Origin of the sequence: Halapricum desulfuricans (assembly GCF_017094465.1) — an archaeon.
GTDB lineage: Archaea > Halobacteriota > Halobacteria > Halobacteriales > Haloarculaceae > Halapricum.
In genome coordinates, this window is the sequence record NZ_CP064791.1 from 2,442,864 (window position 1) to 2,463,149 (window position 20,286).

Here is a 20,286-nt window from a genome sequence, read left to right on the forward strand (position 1 = left end):
CCTATTCTTGACGGTCCGGGAAAGACGCCGACGGCGTCACCGTCGATACCACGCCAGAGCGGCCAACAGCAGCGCCAGCACCAAGAGGACAGGAAGCAATACAGGAGACCCGAAGCCACCGACTTCGGAGGGGAGGCCGCCGGCGGGCGGCTGCTGGGCGTCGTCCGCATCGGTCGTCGTCCCGTTAGTCGGCGGCTCGGCGGGCGGTGCCAGTTCGATTGTCGTCGTCACTGTCGACGCGGTCTCAGTCGCACTCCGCGTGGGTGTCGTCGGCGTGTCGGTCGTCGTGTCGATCGGCGTCGATGTGTCAGTCGGCGGCGTGTCAGTGGAGGTCTGCGTCGTCTCCGTCGGCGGTTCCGGCTCCGCGGTCGGCGTGTCAGTCGGGTCGTCCGTGACCGGCGTCTCCGTCGGCGATTCGGGTTCCGTGGTCGGCGTCTCCGTCGAGGTTTCAGTAGGGGTGGCCTGTCGGGCGCGAACGTCGAACGACGAGACACTCTCGACGTCGTGGTCGCCGCGGGTGTCGACGAGTAGTCCGACACGCACCGTTTCGTTCGGACCGAGCGTGACGGCGTTACCCGCGCCTTCGAGGGGATCGTCCGGGTCGTCTCCCCGATAGAACCGGACATCCTCGGCGTCGTCGGTGATCCAGACCCGCGCGAACAGATCGCCGGTGTAGGTGATCGTGAACACGCGGTCGAGCGGCGTGACCGCGTCGTCGGCGACCCCGCCAGCTTCGAGATCCGGGTTCTCGTCGGCGAGCAGTAGCGCGATCTCGCCGTCCCCGTCGATCACTGCGTACTTCCCGTTGGGGCCGTCGGCGGGCTGCATCACGATGTCGCTGCCCTCGATCTCGTCAGTGCCGTCAGAGAAGGGGACCGCTCCCGTCGAGACAAGCAGGGCTGTCGAAGCGACGAGCACGGCCACGAGCAGAGCGGTTCGGGTCACGGGCAGACTGCCGACAGTGGCGTCGGTACGAGAGACTTACCGGTCGAACGTCCCTTGTATTGATCCGCGAGACAGGCTTCAAGCAGTGTCTGAACTGGGTCGTCCGGCCGCTGACTGCGGATCTGCGATGTCAGTTTCGTGATGCTTGTTATTATGTCTGATGCTGCGAGTAGAGACTGCTTGAGGGAGCACACGCACGATATTACAAAGGGGATCGGAGTCTAGACTCCTACTGGGATGCCCATCGAAAAACGGACCGACGACGCGGATCTCTCGTCGCTCCAGAGCCATCTGACGGAGGCACTGGAACACGCGGAGGACGAAACCACGAGATACCATATCAGGGAGGCGTATCAGAAGGTCGTGTTCATGGAAGTCGAGGAGTGAGGGTGGGCGCTACTCTGTCTGTGGGGGATGGCGTAAAAAGCCGGGTGGTGCTGCTCGTTGCAACGCCGAAATCTGCCGTGTAACGACTACGTGGATGGTGGGTACGTCGGTGTGAACACCTCATCAAATCGGTGGGTTCGTTCTGTCGTATCCGCCACCGTTGGTCTCCTGTCGGGCAACAAACTCTGCGATTCCCGAGAGGTCGTCGTCCGGCGACGCATTCGGGCCAGTTGTATCGACTGTGATCACCATGTAGTACTCTTCGCCAACGTTGAACCGGTAGCCCTCGGTATTCGATCCGAATCCGCTTCCGGTCGGTTGTGCAAGTGGGTAGTCCTTATTGTAGCCGTTCTGAATCGGGAAGCTCTGCGAGGAAGAGCCAGTGGGAGCGTCTCCAGTATCGTACAGCGTGAAATTGATGAACGACTGGCCGGCCCCACCATCCAGCCAATCCGTATTGGTAAAGTAGTAGCTCATCTTGAGCATCAGGCTCTGGGTTCCCTGATTGACGATTTTGAACGCGTGCTCGTCCGCAGGGTTTTCGTGACTCCCAATTCGCGTAACTGCGTCGAAGTTAACACCCGAGGCATTGGTGCTAGCCCCGTCAAGATTGATCTGAAGCATTCCGTTGCTCTCCTCGACAAGTCCGGTATCACCTGGCACAAGACCGAGGAACGCGTTCGAGTCATCGGCTACCCGAACGCTCATAGTCCGATCTGCACTGACGCTCGTGAACGCACCACTGCCCACTACAGCCGTCCCACCGGCGGTGATCGCCCCTAACGTTGTAAGGTATGTGCGTCGTTTCATTGTTCTGTCCCCACCTACGGGGAAGACCCACCGGCGGAATCGAACCGCCGAGATGCCAGCGTGGGAGACAGCTGTCGCACTATTCGAGTCTCGCAGCGACCAGCAGTCCGGTCGGGTTCCCGTTCGAACCGGTCAGGTTAGTGACCTCGGCTCGCAGGGTGTGGGTCCCGGCGTTGACCGACTGCGTGGGGATATCGGACCGGAGTGGGTCGAACGCCTCCTCGCCAGAGTAGCCCCCGATTGAACTCTCGTCAAGGAAGAACTCGACGGGGTTGTCCGCGCCGTACTCTTCGATCACGAGGTCGCGGCTCCCCGCGTCGACCTCGAAGTCGAGTTCGTAGACGTAGGGGACCTCATCGTCCGCCGGGTCGCTCTCCAGGCCCCCTGTTCCGAAGGGGTCGACCCAGTTGGCCTGATTTGAGGTATCCCACGCGCTCGGCGGGTCGGTGATGACTTGCGCGTCGCGCGTGTCTGAGAGGGTCGGACCGCTCGTCACTTTCCAATTTGCTGTCCCTGTGTCGAGTCGCCGCGCACTCGGCTCGGGCGGGAACGCCGGTTCGCCGCAACTGGCCTCGGCGTCGGCGTGGACAAGCATCTGGTGTTCACCATCCTCGTCGACAGGCTGGAAGAGATTTTGGAATTCGTCGGGGTCGATGCCCTGCGTTCGTGCGACGAGGCCGACGCAAATACACTGGCCTGTATCGAGGCAGATCGCGTTGTCTGCCCCCGTGACTGGCGCGTTCTGCGTGCTGTCTCGGTACAACGACACGGCGTCATCACCATTATCGTTCTCAACAGGATTGGTTTCGAGCCAGACACCAACCGACTGAGTGCCCTGGTTGCAGATCTCGAAGATATTGTGGATCACGGTCGTAGCGTCGGGATTGAGTCCCGATCCAGCGACGTTGTTGTTCGAGTCCGAGAGATTCAGCGTCATTGTACCAGAGTCCGCCCCAGTCACGTAGTCACCGTTCTGGCTCTCCGAACACGGGGCCAAACGGAGGAAGGCGTTAGCGTCACTGGCGACTGAAATCGAGACGTTTCGCTCGGCGCTGACGCTGGTAAACGCACCCGATCCCATCGTTAGGGCCCCACCAGCACTGAGCGTCCCGAGTGCGGCCAGTACGTTGCGTCGTTTCATATGTTACCCCACCTACGGGGGAGGCCCACCGGCGGAATCGAACCGCCGTGACGCGCACCAACGTGGGTTGACTGATTTATTGACTGCTCTCTTATGACGAAGGGTCGTAATCCAGACCAGTTTCGTCTAGCGCGATCGCATTGAATGTGAGAGTCGCTTCAGAGAGATCCAAGTCGTCCGGAGGATCTCTGAAACTGAAACCAACATCGTTCATCGTTTCGCCAGGCTCAACAACAGGAAGGTTTCCGCCGTCCACACCGCCATATACGTTTGCGTTCAACGATGAACTCGAATGGTCTTTAGATTCGATGTAGTTCAACTCGGAATCATCTGTGTATACACTCATATTGGGCTCACTAGGAACAGACACACTGACGACAACAGGTTGGGTTCCCAGGTTAGTGACTTTCAGAACATCCCGAATAATTGTGGTAGCGTCTTTGTTCAGACCTTGACCTGCTTCAGAGTAATCTCCCTCTTGAGTTTCGTTCGTATTCGTGAAATCAAGACTCACAGTCCCGTCAGACCCAACATCCGCATACTCGTTTCCGTTTGGTGTGTCTTGGGGTTCAATAGCAAGGAAAGCCTCGGCGTCGTCCGCAACTTGAACTGCCATACCCCTATCTGCACTCACACTCGTGAACGCGCCACTTCCAATTGCAGCTGCCCCACCGGCAGCGAGCGATCCCATTCCGAGCAGGAACTTGCGTCGTTTTGTCATGGTTGGTCTACCTCTTGTCCGCACGCCCCCGAACCCCACCTACTTCGACACCGACCGTTCGGCGTCACCGGCCTGATCGTGGTCCCGGGGCGCGCTTGTGCAAGACAAGTGGCCCTTCCCACCTTGTATTGACCCGCTTGACCGACCCGATATCGGTGTCTGAAACCTCGGATTACTCCCTTTGAAACCGGATCGCGCCGTCCAAAGGATCCCTGAAATCACTCTTTGAATGGGCGAATTAACCAGCTCCGTATCATTCCGTGAGTAAGAGGATAACATCAAGGGAATAGTTAGAAAAATCACCAGAACCAGAGGTAGGCGACCGTTTATCGATCGGGAATATCACACCGTCCCATACCTTTTTGTTCGATTAGGTAGATGTGTCTGACGCGTAGGTGGGCCTTAATGGCAAGCAAACCGGAGGCAGTTACAGCCTCACGAGACGAGCAACCCGTCGCACGTGTGGGGACGGACGACGGGGCAGAGGGAAAGGACGAACGCGACGCGCCCGCAGGGCCGGATGGGGCGACGCTCTCCAGGGACGACGCGTTCGAGATACTCAGCAACCGTCGGCGTCGGTTCGCGCTACATCACCTCCAGCACAACGGCGAGCGTGCGGAGCTGGGCGAACTCTCCGAGCACGTCGCCGCCTGGGAGAACGACAGTAACGTCCAGGAGATCTCCGCGAGCGAGCGCAAGCGCGTCTACACCTCTCTCCAGCAGTTTCACCTGCCGAAGATGGACGACAAGGGCGTCATCGAGTTCGACGATCGCGAGGGCGTGGTCGAACTCACGCCCGCCGCCGAACAGATGGACGTCTATCTCGAGGTCGTCGAAGGCAACGACGTCCCCTGGAGCCAGTACTATCTCGGGCTCTCAGCGGTAAATATCGGCCTGCTCGTCGCCGCCATGGCCGGGACCTACCCGCTCCGACTGGTTCCGGACGGCGGCTGGGGACTATTCGTCGCGACGACCTTTTTCGTCTCTGCGCTCGTCCATACGTACTACAGTCGTACCGAAATGCGACTCGGTGACTCCGAGAGCCCGCCCGAAGTGGAGGACTGATATGAACCGCCGCTGGGTGTACGGCGCGCTACTCGCACTCGCCGTGGTCTTACTGCTCGGTACAGGCGGCTTCAGTGCCATCTCTGCCGACCGCGGCGTTTCCGTCGCCGTAACGGGCAACGACGATGCCTATCTCGGCTACGAGACTGCGTGTCACAACGGGACACTCAATATAACGATCACCAACCGGTTCGACGAGACGCTCACGGACGGTTCGGTCACGGTCGACGGGAACGAAACGGAGCTACCCGAGATCAAACCGAGCGAGAGCGCGACTGTCACGTTCGACGTGTCCGCGTCGGACGGCCAGACCATCGAACCGGGCGATCCAGTGACTGTCGAGGCCAGTGGATCGGGAATTTCGGTCGAACTTGACCGCACCGTTCCCGAGCAGTGTTGAGAAGACAAATCAGTCCGATCGAGAACCCCCCGTCGGACGGAAAAAGCAGTTACGACGACTCTTCGGCGAGGTCAAGCACGTCGTCGAAAAAGCCGAGCGAGTCGTGTGGTCCGGGGTTCGCTTCGGGATGGTACTGGCGGGTGATGATCCCCAGCTCCTCGTTTTCGAGGCCTTCGGGCGTGTCGTCGTTGACGTTGATCTGCGTGACGTCGAGATTATCGCCGGGATCGGCCACGGTGTAGCCGTGGTTCTGGGTCGTCATCACGACCTGGTCGGTCCGCAGGTCACGGACGGGCTGGTTGACCCCGCGGTGGCCGAACTCCATCTTCTCGGTCTCGCCGCCGAGCGCGCTGGCGACGACCTGCTGACCCAGGCAGATCCCCGCGATCGGTACGTCCCCGACGTAGGTGTCGACGACCTCGCCCGCCTGCTCGAAGTTCTCGGGATCGCCGGGTCCGTTCGAGATGAAGAGCAGATCCGGATCGACCGCCTCGATATCGTCCTCGGTCGCGTCGTAGGGCAGGACGTGCACCTCGGCGTCGCGCTCGACCAGCGACTCGATGATCGACCCCTTGGCCCCGCAGTCGACGAGCGCGACCCGCTGGCCGTCGCCGTCCTCGTTGTAGACGACCGGCTCCTCGACGCTGACCTGCGCGCCGATGTCCCGGTGCTCGGACATGTGCTTGCACTGCTTGAGCTGTTCGAGGGCGTCTTCTTCGGTCGCGTCCGGGCCGGCTGCGATCCCGCATTTCATCGCTCCCTCATCGCGAATCTCGGTTACGATGTCCCGTGTGTCGAGATGATCGACCGCGGGCACGCCCTCACCGTCAAGCCACTCGGCGACGTCGTCGGTCAACTCGCGGGCGACGACGGCGTTGGGCTGGACCCGGTCGGACTCGAAGCGCTCCTCGCGGACCCCGTAGTTGCCGATCAGCGGGTACGAGAACGTCAGGATCTGCTCCTCGTAGGAGGGATCGGTCAGACTCTCCTCATATCCGGTGTAGGCGGTCGTGAACACCAGCTCCCCGTTGGCTGTTCCGGGAGCGCGTGCGCGCGCCTCGACGATACGTTCTCCTTCGAGCGCCACGTAGGCGTCAGTCATTACGAGATGCGTATGTGAGACCGGCAGATAAGCGTTGCTTTCGAAGCTCCGTTACGAAATTCGTAATACTCAAGTGACGACCACGGGAAGGTACACACCTCGATGGACGAACTGGACCGGGAAATCCTCGGAATCCTCCGTGAGGACGCCCGGACACCGTACACGGAGATCGCCGACGACGTGGGAACCTCGGAGGGAACCGTCCGGAATCGGGTCGAGCAACTGATCGAGGACGGCGTGATCGAGCGCTTCACCGTCGCGACCCGGACGGGTAACATCAAGGCGATGATCGAGCTACGCGTGGACGTCAACGTCGACACCACGGGCGTCAGCGAACGCCTGGCGGAGTGGCACGAGGTGGACTTCGTCTGGCAGGTCGGCGGCGAAGAGGACATCGTGCTCATCGTCGACTGTGCCGATACCGCCAGCGTGAACGACCTCATCACACGGGCCAGAGAGTTAGAAGAGGTCGTAAACACGAAGACGAGGCTAATCCTCGACGAGCGCGTCGGGTGAGCGATAGCGAATCAACGCGAAGGTTCGAGGATTCGCCGAGTATGGCTACTCCTCGACGAGCGCGTCGGGTGAGCGATAGCGAATCAACGCGAAGGTTCGAGGATTCGCCGAGTATGGCTACTCCTCGACGAGCGCGTCGGGTGAGTAGCGGGACGCCGAACGAGATGAGCGATCCCGAAACAGCGAGTGGCGAGATTACGACCGGACCCACGACGTTACAGCGACAGCGACGGCCACGACGAGCGTGATGCCGACGAACGTCACAAGGTCGATCCGCGATCCCAGCCCGGCGATATCGACGTAGAGGACGGCCAGCAGTAACACGACCGTGAGGCCAAAGCCAGCAATCCCATCGAGGAGGCACCGGGCTGTTGGTCCGAAACGACTGTATCGCCAGCCGACCAGCACCGCAGCCCCGGCTCCTGTCAGGAGGCCGACCGGGAGACCGACGATAGCCGAGAACTCGTAGGGCAGTGTCTCGATCAGGAAGACTGCGACCAGGAGCGCGACCGTGATGCCGGTCCCGAGCGCGGCCAACGTCGTTCGGGTACCCATGCCAGATCGTTCGGCGGCCACGGGGGTATATCTACGGGGAAAGGAGTTCATTTTATATTCGGTCCGCACGGGCGTTCACCTATGCGAGAAACCGTCAACACCGACGACGCACCGGCCGCGGTCGGGGCCTACAGCCAGGCGACGGAAACGGACGACCTGGTGTTCACCGCGGGTCAGATCCCGCTCACGCCCGAGGGAGATCTGCTCGATCACGCCGATATCGACGTGCAGACCGAGCAAGCGCTGGAGAACGTCGAAGCCATCCTCGAAGCGGCGGGGTCGAGCATGGACGACGCCCTGAAGATCACAGTCTACCTGACCGACATCGAGCAGTTCGAGACGATGAACGACGTCTACGAGACGTTCTTCGAGGCGGATCCGCCGGCACGTAGCGCCGTCGAGGTCGCTTCCCTGCCGAAAGGCGTCGACGTAGAGATTGAGGCTGTCGCAGCGAAGTGACATGAATCCACAGCGTCGAGGTGCCGTCCTGTGGGGACTGGTCGCCGCGCTCGCCTTTCTGGTGTTGCTGCAGGGATACGAGCTGTTGGCCGACCGGCGCACTACCCTTCTCGTGAAGTTCGGTGTCGCGGCCGCCGTCGGACTCGTGGCTGCAGCGACGACGTGGTCGCTCGCGCCCCGCTTGTCACGGATCTGACGGTACTCTCCGACGGTACCAGTGCCGAACACTTATCCAGTCCCATCGCATAACGTCGGCTATGCAACACGTGAAGATTCCGCAGGACCGGATCGGTGTGCTCATCGGTGAGGGGGGTGAGACGATGCGCGAGATCGAGTCCAGGGCGGAGGTCCGCCTGGACATCGACAGCGAGAGCGGCGCGGTCAAAGTCGAGTCCGTTGGCGACCCGGTGACGGCCCTGAAAGGGCCGGATATCGTGAAGGCGATCGGTCGCGGGTTCGCTCCCGACGACGCGATGGCGCTGCTCGAGGACGATCTCATGCTGTTCGATATGATCGATATCGACGAGGTCGCTCGCAACAAGAAAGACCTCAAGCGGATCAAGGGCCGGCTGATCGGCGAGAACGGCCGGACCCGGGAACTGATGGAGGAACTCTCCGGCGCGTCGGTGTCGATCTACGGATCGACCTTCGGCATGATCGGTGATCCCGAACAGGTCGAGGCCGCCCGTGAGGCCGCCGAGATGATCATCGAGGGGGCACCCCACGGATCGGTCTACTCGTTCCTCGAACGCAAGCACAACGAGATGAAACACAAGGGCATGGACTACCACCAGTTCACCGGGTGATCGCGGATCAGTCCCGCTCTCCTCAGACGCAGCGACCGGTTACACGCGCCAGCCCGCGTCTGACGCCCGTGTGACGCTTCTTTCGACGTATTTCGCTCGTTTGGATGGGGAAACGATATGTCCTCGCACCGCAAACCACACCATGATAACCGCCACAGGGGGTAGATAGTGACCGAAAACTCCGATTCCGCCGTCGACGTCACTCGCTCGGACGGTCAGCGCGTCGGCGACGTCGTCGAGCGGTTGCGCGAGATGCGCGAGGAGGACCAGGACCGCGCGGAATCGCCGTCGGAGGGGGTGTTGCTGGACCAGCTCGCGGAGGTCAGAGAGCGGCTGCTTTCCTTTGGCCGAGCGATCGGCGGCGAGCCCGAAGAAGTGACGGACCTGCCGTTTACCGAGGAGGCTAGTCTCTCGCGGATGCCCGAACCGCTGTACGTCCGCCACGACACCGAGATGCTCAATCAGGTCACTGCCTGGCTGTTGCAGGACCAGCATATCGGGCTGGTTAGCCCCTACGGGACGGGCAAGACAGCCTTCAGAGAAATCGTCCGCCGAGATCTGGGCAAGCACGACGGCTACGTGCTGGCGTATCTGGACAACCCACGGGAGACGACACCACGGAAACTGTACGCGACGCTGCTGAACGCGGCCGCCGAGGCCGGCTACGTGATCGATCCCGAGGAGTACGAACAGGTCCGGGACGGCGTCCCCTGGGTCACCGAGGAGGCCAAGGCCGCTGTGCGGGACGTCGTCACCGAGATCCGCGAGTCGGGCAAGACACTCCTCTTGTTGGTCGACGAAATCGAGGTCCTGCCCGAGGGGCTGCTCTCGACGTTGCAGGTCGCCGGCGACATGGGCGTGCGCCTGTTTTTGATGGGGACGCCGGAAGGCAAGCGTCGGATCGCGGAGCTACGTGGGACGCTGGGGTCGCGGCTGCGCTATTACGAGGGGATCGACCCCTTCGAGCCCTCGGACATCGCGGAGTACGTGGGCCGGTCGCTGGCGTATTTCCGCGGCGAGGAGTACGACGGGTCGTTCCCCGATCTCTTTACGCGGGAGGCGATCCGGGACATCCACGAGCGGACCGAGGGCAACCCGCGCGAGGTTCGCATCGAGTGTCGCGAGCTGTTCATACGTGCGGCCTTTGTCTGGTATCGGACCGGCCAGGACGTAGAGCGTATCCAGATCACGCCGGAACTCCGAACGCGTCGGTTCGGGATGGAATACTGATCGGCCTGCACCCGAATCGAAACGCCGTTCTTTCGCTGGTCCCGAGCCGTCCGTATGAGCTCCGGGCAGCGCCGTGGCACGCTCGCGGTGATCCTGGCCTCGGCGACGCTGACGGTGATGGCGGGCGCGATCATCGGCCCGGTCGTCCGACAGATCCAGCTCGGCGTGGGCGTCTCCGAGTCGCTCGCGGGACTCATCATCACGACCCACGGCGTGTTGATCGTCATCGTCAGTCCGATCGCGGGGCTGCTCGTCGACCGCGTGGGACCGCGCCGCCCCTACGTGTTCGGACTGTTGCTGTATGGCATCGGCGGCGGCGCGGGCGTGTTCGTCGATTCCTTTGTCCCCCTGCTTGCCTCACGAGTCGTTCTCGGTGTCGGCGTCGCGTTCGTCTACACGGGCGTGACGGTCCTGCTCTACACGCTGTATGCGGGCCAGCGGATGGAACGCGCGCTCGGCCTCCGGAGCAGTGCCAACAGCGCCGGCGCGGCGGTCTGGCCGCTGGTCGGCGGCGCGCTGGGAACGCTTACCCTACAGGTGCCGCTTTTGGGCACGCTCACCTGGCAGACTCCCTTCGCCGTCTATTTCGTCGCGATCCCGCTGGGGCTGGCCGCGATCGTGGCGATCCCTGAAACTGAGCACGGCGGTCGGTCGGGCTCGACCGGTCGTACTCGATTCGAACGGCTCCGGGAGTTTCTCGCCGTCTTTCGGGACGTGCCGGCCATTCCGGCGGTGTATCTGTTGTATTTCGGCGCGAACCTCCTGCTGTACGCGATCGTCGTCTTCTACCCGCAGCTGCTCGCGGAATTCGGGATCACCTCGTCGGGCATCGTCGGGATCTATCTGGCGGTCAACGGTGCGGCCGGCGGCGTCTCGGCCGTGCTGTACGACCGCCTCTTGGGGCTGACTGACCGACACACGCTCGTGCTCGCGGCGTTTGCACTGTGGGTCGGCGGTCTCGGGGCCGCGACCGTCGCCGCCTCGCCGCTGGCCGCGCTCGTCCCGGTCGTCTGCTTCGGACTCGGGCTCGGGCTGGTCTTTCCCTCGTCGTTCGCCTGGATCGAAGCGCTCGCGCCGTCGGATCGCCAGGGCTCTCTCAGCTCGTATCTCGCGTCGGCGGGGTATCTCGGCCAGTTCGCCGCGCCGATCGTCTTCGGTGTCGTTCTCAGCCTGAGTGGTATCCGCGGTGTGTTCGCGGGTGCGGCACTTGCGGCGCTTGCGGCGTTCGCTATCTTCGGTTTCCTGCTGGTCCGGCGCGAACAGTCCGGCCGCCCGTCCTGACACGCGAGCGAGGCGGGACGGCCCGCGCGGTCCTGAACTGTTATCAGTTCTCTGTCACGGCCTCCCCGACAGCGCGGCCGGCCCGTTCACAGGCGGTACAAGGCGGATGCCTCGACCCTTGAGGTCGGGGAGGACAGCGCGGAACCGAGTTCCGCGGGCCGTGCGAGCGGGCCTGCGGCCCGCGAGCAGAAGCCGACAACCGATGAAACAAACCACGCCACAATGGCAGGCCGACTCCCAAACATATAATTAATACCAACTGTATGTGTGAAAATTCAGTGGAATGCCGTCGTACCGCCGTCATCAAACTCGACACTCCCGAAGGAGCAGACGCCTCCCTCCGAGAGACGGTCGAGCAGTTCAAACACTGCGCCAACACCGCGAGTGAGTGGTGCTGGCACGGCGACGACGGCTACCACGTCACCTCGAAAGCGAAAGCCGAACGCGCCCTCTACGACCGACTCCGCGACGAAACCGACCTTACCGCGAATCTCGTCCAGAAGGGGATTCGCAGGGCAGTCGAAGCCGTCAAAAGTGGAGTTGAACACCTCAAACGTGGCGAAAACACGTCGCAACCGCACTTCTCGGCGGACAGCGCGGTGTACGACAAGCGGAGCGCGACGTTCCACCGCGACCATGTTTCCCTCTCGACCGTAGACGGGCGCGTCGAGTGCGACTACATTCTCCCCGACGACTCGGAGACACCGCCGACGAAGTATGTCTCCGACGAGGACTTTGAGTTTCGGATGGCGCACTTGCAGTACCGCGACGGTGACTGGTATCTCCATGCGTCGATGCGGAACGTCGAAGCAGACGAGGACCCGACTGAATACGAATACAAGCACAGAACAGTCCTTGGTGTGGATTTGGGCGTCAACAACCTCGCCGTTGCTTCGACGGGGCGATTCTGGTCGGCAGACGAGTTCAACCATTGGCGACGAGAATACGAGAAACGCCGTGGCTCGCTTCAACAGTGTGGTTCTCGCTACGCCCACGAAAACATCGAGAGTGTTGGGCAGAAAGAGTATGGGCGGTTCGAGATACACCTGCACACGGTAGCGAACGAACTTATCGAGGAAGCCGTCGAGAACGACTGTTCGCACATCGTGTTTGAGGACTTGACCCACATTCGGGAGAACATCCCCGAGGCGACGTGGCACCACATCTGGGGGTTCCGACGCCTCTACGAGTACGTCGAATACAAAGCCAAAGAACACGGCGTCGAAGCCGTACAGGTTGACCCGCGCAACACCTCGAAGCGATGCTCGACGTGTGGGTTTACTCACTACGATAACCGTAACGGGGAGTCGTTCGAGTGTCAGCAGAGTGGGTATGAGAACCACGCTGATTACAACGCTTCCAAGAACATTGGTTTGCAGTATCTCCGTCGTCCCCAGAAATCTTCGATTTCTGGTGTGCGAACGAGACGCTCCGCGTCTGGTCAACGTCGGCAAAACGCAGGCGACGGAGGCGCACCAGTAGATGTGCGCCTGAATCGCGGGACGCTGAACGTGAGCGGGGAGTACGTACCCCCTGCCTCTATTGAGGCATAGAACGGGAGTCCACGCGAAAGCCTCGGGGTCGTACGGAAATCGAAGATTTCCGTGATGAGCGTGGGACGAAGTCTCTCGAACCACTTGGCTCCGAGGCGATTTACGCTGCCAGCGGTAGCACGACGAATGCCGCATACGATAGTGCAGTCGCAACCGATGGCCCGATAATCCAGAAGGCCACGAACCGGACGACGGCCCTGCGGTCGAATAACTCAGTCGCGTCCTGTACGTATTCGGGGTCTTCGTCGCCGGCGCTCGATACGTCCGCTGGGGTCTCGGCTGTCACCGCGTCCACGGCAATGTCTGCCTCCAGGTTGCCCCGGATCATATCAGCCGCCGAGGTCGGTCTGGTCGCTCGCCCCCATCCGAGTCCGACGATACACATCACCGTCGAGAGAGCCAGGCTCATCGGGATCCCCAGTGACGACGCGATCGTCGTGATACTGGCGGCCACGACCATCACGATCATCGCCGCCAGGAGGGGGAGATCAGTGAGGTCGTTGCCGACTGATTCCATCGTCCGACGGGCGATCGTGAACGCACCGAGACCGATCGCGACTGTACCCAGTCCAACACCGCCTTCGACGCCGATCAGTCCGCCACCGACGAGCGGTGCGACCGCGTTTGCGACGTTGCTCGCCCCTGCACTGAACGCCATATAACAGGCGATTACCAGCACGATGGCCGTACTGGCTACCTCACGCGGTGTCGTTCCTGGTCCCAGGGCCGGGCGGGGGATCACCCCGGACCGATCGAGCGTGAGCAGCGGCCCGTCTGACTGGTCGAGTGCGATCCGCTGGTCTAGATACGCGTAGAGATACCGACCGATGACGGCACCGAACCAGAAGCCCACGACCGGTGCGATGAGCCACCAGACCATAATCGAGCCGACGACTGCATAATCAAGTTGGCCTGTCGCCAGACCCAGTCCAGCGATTGCCCCGACAGCCGTCATTGAGGTCGAAACTGGGACGCCGTAGAGGTTTGCTAACAACATTCCCAGGCCGATAAAGAACAGTACGACAACGCTTGCCTCGGCCGAGAACGCCGTTTTGGGCACGAGATCTCCGCCGAGCGTATCGATCACGTTCCGACCGACAGTCCAGCCCCCAAGGAACACGAAAAACGTCATCAGTGCCGCGGCGGCGGTCTTGTTGATGATGTCAGCGCCGACCGGTGGCCCCCAGGCAACACCTGTCGATGAGCCTCCGATGTTGAACCCGACAAAAATCGCGGCCGCAATAGCGATCAGGAGGATAGCAGAAACCATAGGGTAAGTTATGCTACTTTCGCAGATAGAAGTTCTGTTTCGCCTGTCTCTCGACCGCTGTTTTATCCCTGATTCCCACGTAGATATGATATGGTATCCCAGATACTCGTCCCGATGGATGACTCGGAGATGGCGACACGAGCGCTCGATCACGCCCTTACGATTCACCCCGACGCGGAGGTCACTGTGCTTCACGTCGTCGGGAATCCGTCGCCGATGATGGGCAAGGCGATGGGGCTGGCGATGGAGGACAACCTCGAACAGGCCGCAGAAGAGCACGCGTCGGAGATCTTCGAGCACGCCCGTGAGATCGCTCAGTCTCACGACACCGAGATCGAAACAGATGTCGCGTGGGGCAGTCCAGCGAAAGTCATCGTCAAGCGGGCCGAATCGTTCGACGCCGTCGTACTCGGGAGTCACGGGGGCTCGATTGCCGACCGGCTCTTCGTCGGAAACGTCGCCCAGACTGTCTTTCGTCGATCGCCCGTTCCCGTGACCGTCGTCCGGTAGGCGATCCGGAGAGGAAACGTCGATCGTCTCGCTGACCGAGACCGAAGTCGTCTTTTCGGTCCCTGTCCGACAAGTATTCGATGGACGGTTCCCGACCGCTTCGCGTCCTCGCGATCGAAGGCACGGCCTGGGCGGCCTCAGCCGCGGTCTTCGAGACGAGCGACCCGACCCGCCCTGACGACGAGCGCGTCGAGATCTACACCGACGCCTACGAACCCGACAGCGGCGGCATCCACCCCCGTGAGGCCGCTGAACACATGCACGAAACGATCCCCGAAGTGGTCGCGAACGCCCGCGAGACGGCTCGCGAGTGGGCCGACGAGTCCGGTGGGGTAGACGCGGACTCACACGACGGAGACGCCCGACAACCCAGCGACGACGACCGACGATCGCGGGAGGCGTCGCCGATCGACGCCGTCGCGTTCTCGCGGGGCCCCGGACTCGGCCCCTGCCTGCGGATCGTCGGCACGGCCGCTCGCGCCACGGCCCAGCGCTTCGGCGTGCCACTGGTCGGCGTCAATCATATGGTCGCTCACTTGGAGATTGGTCGTCACCGCTCGGGGTTCGACTCGCCGGTCTGTCTGAACGCTTCCGGCGCGAACGCGCACATCCTGGGCTACCGCAACGGACGCTATCGCGTGCTCGGGGAGACGATGGACACCGGCGTCGGCAACGCGATCGACAAGTTCACCCGCCATCTCGGCTGGTCCCATCCCGGCGGTCCCAAAGTCGAGCAACGCGCGAGAGACGGCGAGTTCGTCGATCTCCCCTACGTCGTCAAGGGGATGGACTTCTCGTTTTCCGGGATCATGAGCGCCGCAAAGCAGGCCGTCGATGACGGCGAGGCCGTCGAGGACGTGTGCTTTGGCCTGCAGGAACATATCTTCGCGATGCTGACTGAAGTGAGCGAGCGGGCGCTGTCGCTGACCGGGAGCGGCCAGCTCGTCCTCGGCGGCGGCGTGGCCCAGAACGACCGGCTCCGGGAGATGCTGCGGGAGATGTGCGACCAGCGTGGCGCGGACTTCTATGCTCCTGAGCCGCGATTCTTGCGTGACAACGCCGGGATGATCGCGGTGCTCGGCGCGAAGATGTACGAGGCCGGCGACACGATCTCGATCGAGGACTCGGCTATCGACTCGAACTTCCGGCCCGATCAGGTGCCGGTCACCTGGCGCGAGGCGGACGACTGGACTGCCGACGGCGACAGCGTCCGCCTCGACGACACGGCCGTCCAGGGGGCGGAGGCGACCGTCACGATCGAGGACGGGACCGTCTCCAAGCGCCGGAATCCACGCGCCTATCGTCACGACCGGCTCGATTCGCGCCTGCGCCGCGAGCGAACCCGTCTGGAGGCCAGGCTCACCAGTCAGGCCCGCCGCGTCGGCGTCCCGACGCCGGTCGTCGAGGACGTCGATCCCGACCGTGGACGCCTCGTCTTCGAACACGTCGGTGACCGCGATCTCCGGGCGAATCCGACCGAGAGTCGCGTCAGAGCGGTCGGTCGCCATCTCGCGACGATCCACGACGCCGGGTTCGTCCACGGCGATCCAACCACCCGGAACGTCCGTCTCTCGGCCGATCGGACGTATCTCATCGACTTCGGGCTGGGCTATTTCACCGACGATCCCGAGGACTACGCGATGGATCTCCACGTCTTCGATCAGTCGCTGACCGGGACGGCCGACGACAGCGACTCGCTGATCGCGGCCGCTCGCGAGGCCTATCGTGCTAGCAGTTCGGATCCTGGCCCCGTGCTCGACAGCCTCGAGGCGATCGAGGGGCGCGGCCGGTATCAGTAGCGCTTGCCGCTCTCAGGTCAGTAATTCTTCGAACAGCGCCAGTAGATCCGTCGGCGTCCCCGCGAGCCCGTCGCCGTCGACAGCTCGGATGGACAAACGACTTAGTGTGTGCCCACCTACACCAGGGTATGACGGACAAGCCACAGTCCGGCGAGATATTCGGTGTGCCGTACAACTTCGACCGACCGAGTCTGAAACGGCTGCTGTCCGCCTACTGGCAGCCTGGCGAGAGTATGCTCGTCGAGAAACCGTTCGGCGTCGGCTACACGCTGAACCTCGCAAACTGGCGGTCCTGGATCGTGCTGGCGACCGCTGGCGTCCTGCTCTATCAGGAAACCGGCGGCGATGACGACCACGAGGCGGCGTCCGACGAGGAACCCGTCGAGGTCATCGTCGACTGACTACAGCAGGTCCCGCAGTACCGTCCCGAACCCGGCGGCGCCCACGAAAAACGACACGAGCCCGCCGATTCCCGTGATAGCGAGCCCACCGTTGATCCCCGCGGCGACGACGAGTGCCACGAGCCACCCGTCCTCGTGACCGACCAGACTATCGGCGATCGCCAGAAACGCGATGGCCGCGCCGATCGCCCAGAGGACGATCGCGAGCACGAGCAGCGCGACCGCAACCGGGACGCCGATGATCGTGATGAACAGCAGCAGCGACAGAAGCAACAGCGCGACTAGCGATATCACTCCGTAGACGAACGCGCCGACGACGTTCTCGCGTATCTCGTCGATCCGTCTCTCGGTGTAGCTGGGGACGAGCGCTACCAGAATCGCCCCCATCAGAAACGTCGTCAGGAACGCGCTTGCGGCCCCACTCCCGAGGCTGAACACGATATCGACGCTGCCGGGATCGGGCGGGTCGAACGACTGGAGGGGCGCCGTGTGTAGATCCATGGTAATACATCTCAATCGATCGAGAAAAGTCCTGCGACGCGGACATACGGTTTCGGTCGCTCCATCGCCGAGATATAAATATTCGAAGGACGACGACACAGTCACATGCGCCGTCGAAGGTTTCTCACTGTAACAGGGGGTTCACTCGCCGCCATCGCGGGTTGTGTCGGCGACGAGACACCGGACGAAACACAGACGGTGCCGGATACACAGACCGCCACCGAGACCACCGAACCCACGCCGACACCGGACGGTACCGAGCAGCCGGCGGATGTCGTTGCCGCCGGCGAGTTGCTCGTTTCGGATATGCAAGCCGGCCGGTTCGAGGCGGCAGTCGAGCGGTTTCGCTCGGACGCCCAGTCTGCCATCTCAGCGGGCCGACTCGAGGAGATCTGGCTCGGCTACACGGCTGTGGGGGGCTCGTTCCAGAGAATTACCGACACGGAGGAAACCGTCCAGTCCGGGTACGACGCTGTCGGCCTGTCTCTGGAATTCGACCGGGGGACCCACGTCCTGCGAGTGCTCGCCGACGATCAGGACGCGCCCGCAATCGTCGGTATCTTCGTCAACGACGAGTACAGCAGGCCCGAATACGTCGACCCGAACGCGTTCCGGGCCGAGGAAGCGACGGTCGAAACTGACGACTGTCTCATGGACGGCGAACTGACGATTCCCGCGGAGGGCGACGGCGTCCCCGGGATCGTTCTCGTCCACGGCAGCGATCCGAACGGCGCGGCGGATATGGATCTCACCACTGGCGGATCGAAACCGTTCAAAGACCTCGCGGAGGGGCTCGCGAGTCGCGGGGTCGCCGTGTTGCGGTACGACCGCCGGTCACACGCCTGTCCGAACTCGCTTGCCCCCGAGGAGTGGACGCTCGACAACATCACCGTCGACGACCCGCTGGTCGCGATCGAGGAACTCCGGGCAGTGCCGGCCGTCGATAGCGACAGGGTCGCCGTCGTCGGCCACAGTCTCGGCGGGATGGCCGCTCCGCGCATCGCCGAGCGCGACGGCGGCCTCGCGGGGATCGCGATGCTTGCCGCCCCTGCGCGGAACTTCTATGAGATCTTCATCGAGCAGTTCGAGCACCTCGCGACGGTCGGCGAGTACGAGTGGGACGCGATGGCCGAGCAATACGAGCGCTGGGACGAGCGCATCGACCGGATCAGGGCGGGCGATTACGAGGCCAGCGACACCGTCCTCGGGTATCCGGGCGCGCTCTGGAGCAGCGTCGACGCCTACGACCAGGTGGCGACGGCCAGAGCGATCGACACGCCGACGTTCGTCCTGCAGGGCGATCGGGACTATCAGGTGTCCGTCACGGCCGATTTCGAACGCTGGCAGACGCAACTCGCCGATCGTCCCGACGCCACGTTCGAGCTGTACGAGGGACTCAATCACGTGTTCCAGTACGGTGAGGGGCCGTCGACCCAGACCGAATACACGCTGGCGAACCCCGTCGATCGGTCCGTCGTCGAAGACATCGCGTCGTGGGCGACCCAACTGTAGTCCGATGCAGGTGCGGGGCAAGCGGGGCTCTAGAAGTCGCTCAGTTTCGCCTGCAGTCCGGCGACCAGCTCTGACTTGCGCCGGAGCGCACCCAGCGAGACCGGCAACTGCTCGGTCACACCCGTGATGGCCTCCCGAAACGTCTCGCTTTCCCCGTGCTGGCCCTCGAAGGCGTTGCGGACCCCCTCTCTGACCTGCCAGACGCCGACAGGTGCCCAGTACTCGTCGGTCACCTCCCGGAGGACGAGACACTTCGCCTGGCGGCCCCGATCGTGGAGGTGCTCGAGCACGCCCAGTCGGGAGGCGTAGTACGCGCCGGCGGTCTCCTCGACGTAGCCGGTGCGGCCCTCGTAGCCCTCGTGGGCGCTGGCGAGGTAGTAGGCCTCGCCGGCGGGGTTCCAGACGCTGTCGGGGGCTTTCATCTCGACGAGTTCGAACTCCCACTGGCCGGGCGTCAGGACGACCCAGTAGCGGTTGCCCATGTACTCGTTGTAGTGCACCTCGGTCTCGCTGATGGTCGAGGCGTTCCGAATGCCGCCCCGCAGGTACTGCCCGACGGTGTCGTCGACGGCGGTGATCGACCACCGCGTGGGGACGAGTCGTCGGTCCCGGCCGCGACCCAGCGCGCCCGCCGAGAGGATCGTGTTGATGTCGTAGACGTCGAACCCCCGCCGGTAGAGATAGGCCATCGCGCCCTCGGCCTGCCAGTCGTCGTCCTCCAGCGTCTTCTCGACCGGCCGGGGGACGTGGGGATTCTCGGCCAGGTCCGCCGACTCGGCGCTGGCTCGCGGCCCGGTCGGTGCGCCCACGTCGTCAAGCGAGAGGTCGATGTCCGGTTCGCTGTCCAGTCCGACCTCGACGTCGACGGGGTGATCGGCGATGGCGACTTCCCGCTGGACGCCGACGAACCCGTCCCAGACGTCCCGCACGTCGACGTTTGCCGACCGGGTCGAGTTCAGCAGGCCGGTCCGACGCTGGAGCACGTCGGAGACGCCCAGGCCCTGCCGGTACCACTCCCCGGAGGTGGCAAAGTCGGCGGCGTCGCCGTCCGTGACGGGTGAGAGCACGCCCGTCGAGACGTTGGGGTACGACGAGCGACCGACGAAGATCTCCGGGGCCGTCGCACCGAACAACGAATCCCCGGAGACGGCCTGTTCGAACTCCCGTTCGACCTCATCGAGGTAGTCGGTGATCTCGTAGGACTTCTCCTCGGCGAGGCGTCGCTTCTCGGCGGCCTCGTCGCGCTGGAAGTCCTCGATGAAGTCGTCTAGTTGCATCTATCGACTGTTCGGCGTTCAGCGTCATGAATGTTGCACTCGTCG

The 20,286-nt window shown here is 63.0% G+C and carries 23 protein-coding genes; 14 read left to right on the forward strand and 9 right to left on the reverse strand.

What is annotated here, in order from left to right; translation table 11 throughout:
* Positions 1-36: 36 nt before the first annotated feature.
* Positions 37-945, reverse strand: a complete 909-nt coding sequence (locus HSEST_RS12465) for a hypothetical protein (protein WP_229121277.1) — start codon at positions 943-945, stop codon at positions 37-39.
* 237 nt (positions 946-1,182) lie between these two features.
* Here HSEST_RS12465 and HSEST_RS12470 point away from each other — a divergent pair, with 237 nt between their 5' ends.
* Entirely contained in the window at positions 1,183-1,332 is a 150-nt protein-coding gene (locus HSEST_RS12470) for a hypothetical protein (protein WP_229121279.1), read from the forward strand.
* 123 nt (positions 1,333-1,455) lie between these two features.
* On the opposite strand, the gene HSEST_RS12475 is transcribed toward HSEST_RS12470, so the two are convergent.
* The 3 genes from HSEST_RS12475 to HSEST_RS12485 form a co-directional block, all read right to left on the reverse strand.
* A complete protein-coding gene (locus tag HSEST_RS12475) occupies positions 1,456-2,142 on the reverse strand; it encodes a hypothetical protein (protein ID WP_229121280.1) in 687 nt (228 codons plus the stop codon).
* A 79-nt stretch (positions 2,143-2,221) separates the two neighbouring features.
* A complete protein-coding gene (locus tag HSEST_RS12480; RefSeq protein ID WP_229121281.1) occupies positions 2,222-3,283 on the reverse strand; it encodes a DUF1102 domain-containing protein in 1,062 nt (353 codons plus the stop codon).
* A 91-nt stretch (positions 3,284-3,374) separates the two neighbouring features.
* Positions 3,375-4,004, reverse strand: a complete 630-nt coding sequence (locus HSEST_RS12485) for a hypothetical protein (protein ID WP_229121282.1) — start codon at positions 4,002-4,004, stop codon at positions 3,375-3,377.
* Positions 4,005-4,409: 405 nt separating this feature from the next.
* Between HSEST_RS12485 and HSEST_RS12490 the strand changes: the two genes are divergently transcribed.
* Positions 4,410-5,069, forward strand: coding sequence for a DUF7344 domain-containing protein (locus HSEST_RS12490; RefSeq protein ID WP_229121283.1), 660 nt, complete (start codon positions 4,410-4,412; stop codon positions 5,067-5,069).
* Position 5,070: 1 nt separating this feature from the next.
* Positions 5,071-5,469 (forward strand): hypothetical protein, encoded by a 399-nt coding sequence (locus tag HSEST_RS12495; protein ID WP_229121284.1) that lies wholly within the window; start codon positions 5,071-5,073, stop codon positions 5,467-5,469.
* Positions 5,470-5,518: 49 nt separating this feature from the next.
* Here HSEST_RS12495 and carA read toward each other — a convergent pair whose 3' ends face one another.
* Complete coding sequence (gene carA / locus HSEST_RS12500; RefSeq protein WP_229121285.1) at positions 5,519-6,571, reverse strand: glutamine-hydrolyzing carbamoyl-phosphate synthase small subunit; 1,053 nt, start codon at positions 6,569-6,571, stop codon at positions 5,519-5,521.
* A gap of 102 nt (positions 6,572-6,673) precedes the next feature.
* Between carA and HSEST_RS12505 the strand changes: the two genes are divergently transcribed.
* Positions 6,674-7,087 (forward strand): Lrp/AsnC family transcriptional regulator, encoded by a 414-nt coding sequence (locus HSEST_RS12505; RefSeq protein WP_229121286.1) that lies wholly within the window; start codon positions 6,674-6,676, stop codon positions 7,085-7,087.
* 195 nt (positions 7,088-7,282) lie between these two features.
* On the opposite strand, the gene HSEST_RS12510 is transcribed toward HSEST_RS12505, so the two are convergent.
* The gene (locus HSEST_RS12510; RefSeq protein WP_229121289.1) at positions 7,283-7,642 is read right to left on the reverse strand and encodes a hypothetical protein; all 360 of its coding nucleotides are present in this window, start codon (positions 7,640-7,642) and stop codon (positions 7,283-7,285) included.
* A gap of 81 nt (positions 7,643-7,723) precedes the next feature.
* Here HSEST_RS12510 and HSEST_RS12515 point away from each other — a divergent pair, with 81 nt between their 5' ends.
* The 6 genes from HSEST_RS12515 to HSEST_RS12540 all read left to right on the forward strand — a co-directional run bounded on the left by HSEST_RS12515 (position 7,724) and on the right by HSEST_RS12540 (position 12,971).
* On the forward strand, positions 7,724-8,101 hold the full coding sequence (locus HSEST_RS12515) for a Rid family detoxifying hydrolase (protein WP_229121290.1): 378 nt from the start codon (positions 7,724-7,726) through the stop codon (positions 8,099-8,101).
* 1 nt (position 8,102) lies between these two features.
* Complete coding sequence (locus tag HSEST_RS12520) at positions 8,103-8,297, forward strand: hypothetical protein (protein ID WP_229121291.1); 195 nt, start codon at positions 8,103-8,105, stop codon at positions 8,295-8,297.
* A gap of 61 nt (positions 8,298-8,358) precedes the next feature.
* A complete protein-coding gene (locus HSEST_RS12525) occupies positions 8,359-8,907 on the forward strand; it encodes a KH domain-containing protein (protein WP_229121292.1) in 549 nt (182 codons plus the stop codon).
* A 252-nt stretch (positions 8,908-9,159) separates the two neighbouring features.
* Positions 9,160-10,137 carry an ATP-binding protein gene (locus tag HSEST_RS12530; protein ID WP_229123000.1) on the forward strand — a complete coding sequence of 326 codons (978 nt, stop codon included), beginning with the start codon at positions 9,160-9,162 and terminating at the stop codon, positions 10,135-10,137.
* A 54-nt stretch (positions 10,138-10,191) separates the two neighbouring features.
* The gene (locus HSEST_RS12535; RefSeq protein WP_229121293.1) at positions 10,192-11,418 is read left to right on the forward strand and encodes an MFS transporter; all 1,227 of its coding nucleotides are present in this window, start codon (positions 10,192-10,194) and stop codon (positions 11,416-11,418) included.
* 278 nt (positions 11,419-11,696) lie between these two features.
* On the forward strand, positions 11,697-12,971 hold the full coding sequence (locus HSEST_RS12540; protein WP_229121294.1) for an RNA-guided endonuclease InsQ/TnpB family protein: 1,275 nt from the start codon (positions 11,697-11,699) through the stop codon (positions 12,969-12,971).
* 100 nt (positions 12,972-13,071) lie between these two features.
* Here HSEST_RS12540 and HSEST_RS12545 read toward each other — a convergent pair whose 3' ends face one another.
* Entirely contained in the window at positions 13,072-14,241 is a 1,170-nt protein-coding gene (locus HSEST_RS12545) for an inorganic phosphate transporter (protein WP_229121295.1), read from the reverse strand.
* Between the two features lie 90 nt (positions 14,242-14,331).
* Here HSEST_RS12545 and HSEST_RS12550 point away from each other — a divergent pair, with 90 nt between their 5' ends.
* The 3 genes from HSEST_RS12550 to HSEST_RS12560 all read left to right on the forward strand — a co-directional run bounded on the left by HSEST_RS12550 (position 14,332) and on the right by HSEST_RS12560 (position 16,951).
* Positions 14,332-14,751, forward strand: a complete 420-nt coding sequence (locus tag HSEST_RS12550) for a universal stress protein (protein WP_229121296.1) — start codon at positions 14,332-14,334, stop codon at positions 14,749-14,751.
* An 80-nt stretch (positions 14,752-14,831) separates the two neighbouring features.
* A complete protein-coding gene (locus HSEST_RS12555) occupies positions 14,832-16,550 on the forward strand; it encodes a bifunctional N(6)-L-threonylcarbamoyladenine synthase/serine/threonine protein kinase (RefSeq protein ID WP_229121298.1) in 1,719 nt (572 codons plus the stop codon).
* Positions 16,551-16,678: 128 nt separating this feature from the next.
* On the forward strand, positions 16,679-16,951 hold the full coding sequence (locus tag HSEST_RS12560; RefSeq protein ID WP_229121299.1) for a DUF5808 domain-containing protein: 273 nt from the start codon (positions 16,679-16,681) through the stop codon (positions 16,949-16,951).
* On the opposite strand, the gene HSEST_RS12565 is transcribed toward HSEST_RS12560, so the two are convergent.
* Positions 16,952-17,452 (reverse strand): hypothetical protein, encoded by a 501-nt coding sequence (locus tag HSEST_RS12565; RefSeq protein WP_229121301.1) that lies wholly within the window; start codon positions 17,450-17,452, stop codon positions 16,952-16,954. It lies immediately after the preceding gene.
* Between the two features lie 105 nt (positions 17,453-17,557).
* Between HSEST_RS12565 and HSEST_RS12570 the strand changes: the two genes are divergently transcribed.
* A complete protein-coding gene (locus HSEST_RS12570) occupies positions 17,558-18,964 on the forward strand; it encodes an alpha/beta fold hydrolase (RefSeq protein ID WP_229121302.1) in 1,407 nt (468 codons plus the stop codon).
* Between the two features lie 29 nt (positions 18,965-18,993).
* On the opposite strand, the gene nreA is transcribed toward HSEST_RS12570, so the two are convergent.
* Positions 18,994-20,241, reverse strand: a complete 1,248-nt coding sequence (nreA, locus tag HSEST_RS12575) for a DNA repair protein NreA (protein WP_229121303.1) — start codon at positions 20,239-20,241, stop codon at positions 18,994-18,996.
* Between the last annotated feature and the right edge of the window lie 45 nt (positions 20,242-20,286).

Bases quoted from the DNA above. Each gene is read 5' to 3' on its own strand.
- HSEST_RS12470 (WP_229121279.1), top strand. From the start codon at position 1,183: ATGCCCATCGAAAAACGGACCGACGACGCGGATCTCTCGTCGCTCCAG.
- HSEST_RS12475 (WP_229121280.1), bottom strand. From the start codon at position 2,142: ATGAAACGACGCACATACCTTACAACGTTAGGGGCGATCACCGCCGGT.
- HSEST_RS12480 (WP_229121281.1), bottom strand. From the start codon at position 3,283: ATGAAACGACGCAACGTACTGGCCGCACTCGGGACGCTCAGTGCTGGT.
- HSEST_RS12485 (WP_229121282.1), bottom strand. From the start codon at position 4,004: ATGACAAAACGACGCAAGTTCCTGCTCGGAATGGGATCGCTCGCTGCC.
- HSEST_RS12490 (WP_229121283.1), top strand. From the start codon at position 4,410: ATGGCAAGCAAACCGGAGGCAGTTACAGCCTCACGAGACGAGCAACCC.
- HSEST_RS12495 (WP_229121284.1), top strand. From the start codon at position 5,071: ATGAACCGCCGCTGGGTGTACGGCGCGCTACTCGCACTCGCCGTGGTC.
- carA (WP_229121285.1), bottom strand. From the start codon at position 6,571: ATGACTGACGCCTACGTGGCGCTCGAAGGAGAACGTATCGTCGAGGCG.
- HSEST_RS12505 (WP_229121286.1), top strand. From the start codon at position 6,674: ATGGACGAACTGGACCGGGAAATCCTCGGAATCCTCCGTGAGGACGCC.
- HSEST_RS12510 (WP_229121289.1), bottom strand. From the start codon at position 7,642: ATGGGTACCCGAACGACGTTGGCCGCGCTCGGGACCGGCATCACGGTC.
- HSEST_RS12515 (WP_229121290.1), top strand. From the start codon at position 7,724: ATGCGAGAAACCGTCAACACCGACGACGCACCGGCCGCGGTCGGGGCC.
- HSEST_RS12520 (WP_229121291.1), top strand. From the start codon at position 8,103: ATGAATCCACAGCGTCGAGGTGCCGTCCTGTGGGGACTGGTCGCCGCG.
- HSEST_RS12525 (WP_229121292.1), top strand. From the start codon at position 8,359: ATGCAACACGTGAAGATTCCGCAGGACCGGATCGGTGTGCTCATCGGT.
- HSEST_RS12530 (WP_229123000.1), top strand. From the start codon at position 9,160: ATGCGCGAGGAGGACCAGGACCGCGCGGAATCGCCGTCGGAGGGGGTG.
- HSEST_RS12535 (WP_229121293.1), top strand. From the start codon at position 10,192: ATGAGCTCCGGGCAGCGCCGTGGCACGCTCGCGGTGATCCTGGCCTCG.
- HSEST_RS12545 (WP_229121295.1), bottom strand. From the start codon at position 14,241: ATGGTTTCTGCTATCCTCCTGATCGCTATTGCGGCCGCGATTTTTGTC.
- HSEST_RS12550 (WP_229121296.1), top strand. From the start codon at position 14,332: ATGGTATCCCAGATACTCGTCCCGATGGATGACTCGGAGATGGCGACA.
- HSEST_RS12555 (WP_229121298.1), top strand. From the start codon at position 14,832: ATGGACGGTTCCCGACCGCTTCGCGTCCTCGCGATCGAAGGCACGGCC.
- HSEST_RS12560 (WP_229121299.1), top strand. From the start codon at position 16,679: ATGACGGACAAGCCACAGTCCGGCGAGATATTCGGTGTGCCGTACAAC.
- HSEST_RS12565 (WP_229121301.1), bottom strand. From the start codon at position 17,452: ATGGATCTACACACGGCGCCCCTCCAGTCGTTCGACCCGCCCGATCCC.
- HSEST_RS12570 (WP_229121302.1), top strand. From the start codon at position 17,558: ATGCGCCGTCGAAGGTTTCTCACTGTAACAGGGGGTTCACTCGCCGCC.
- nreA (WP_229121303.1), bottom strand. From the start codon at position 20,241: ATGCAACTAGACGACTTCATCGAGGACTTCCAGCGCGACGAGGCCGCC.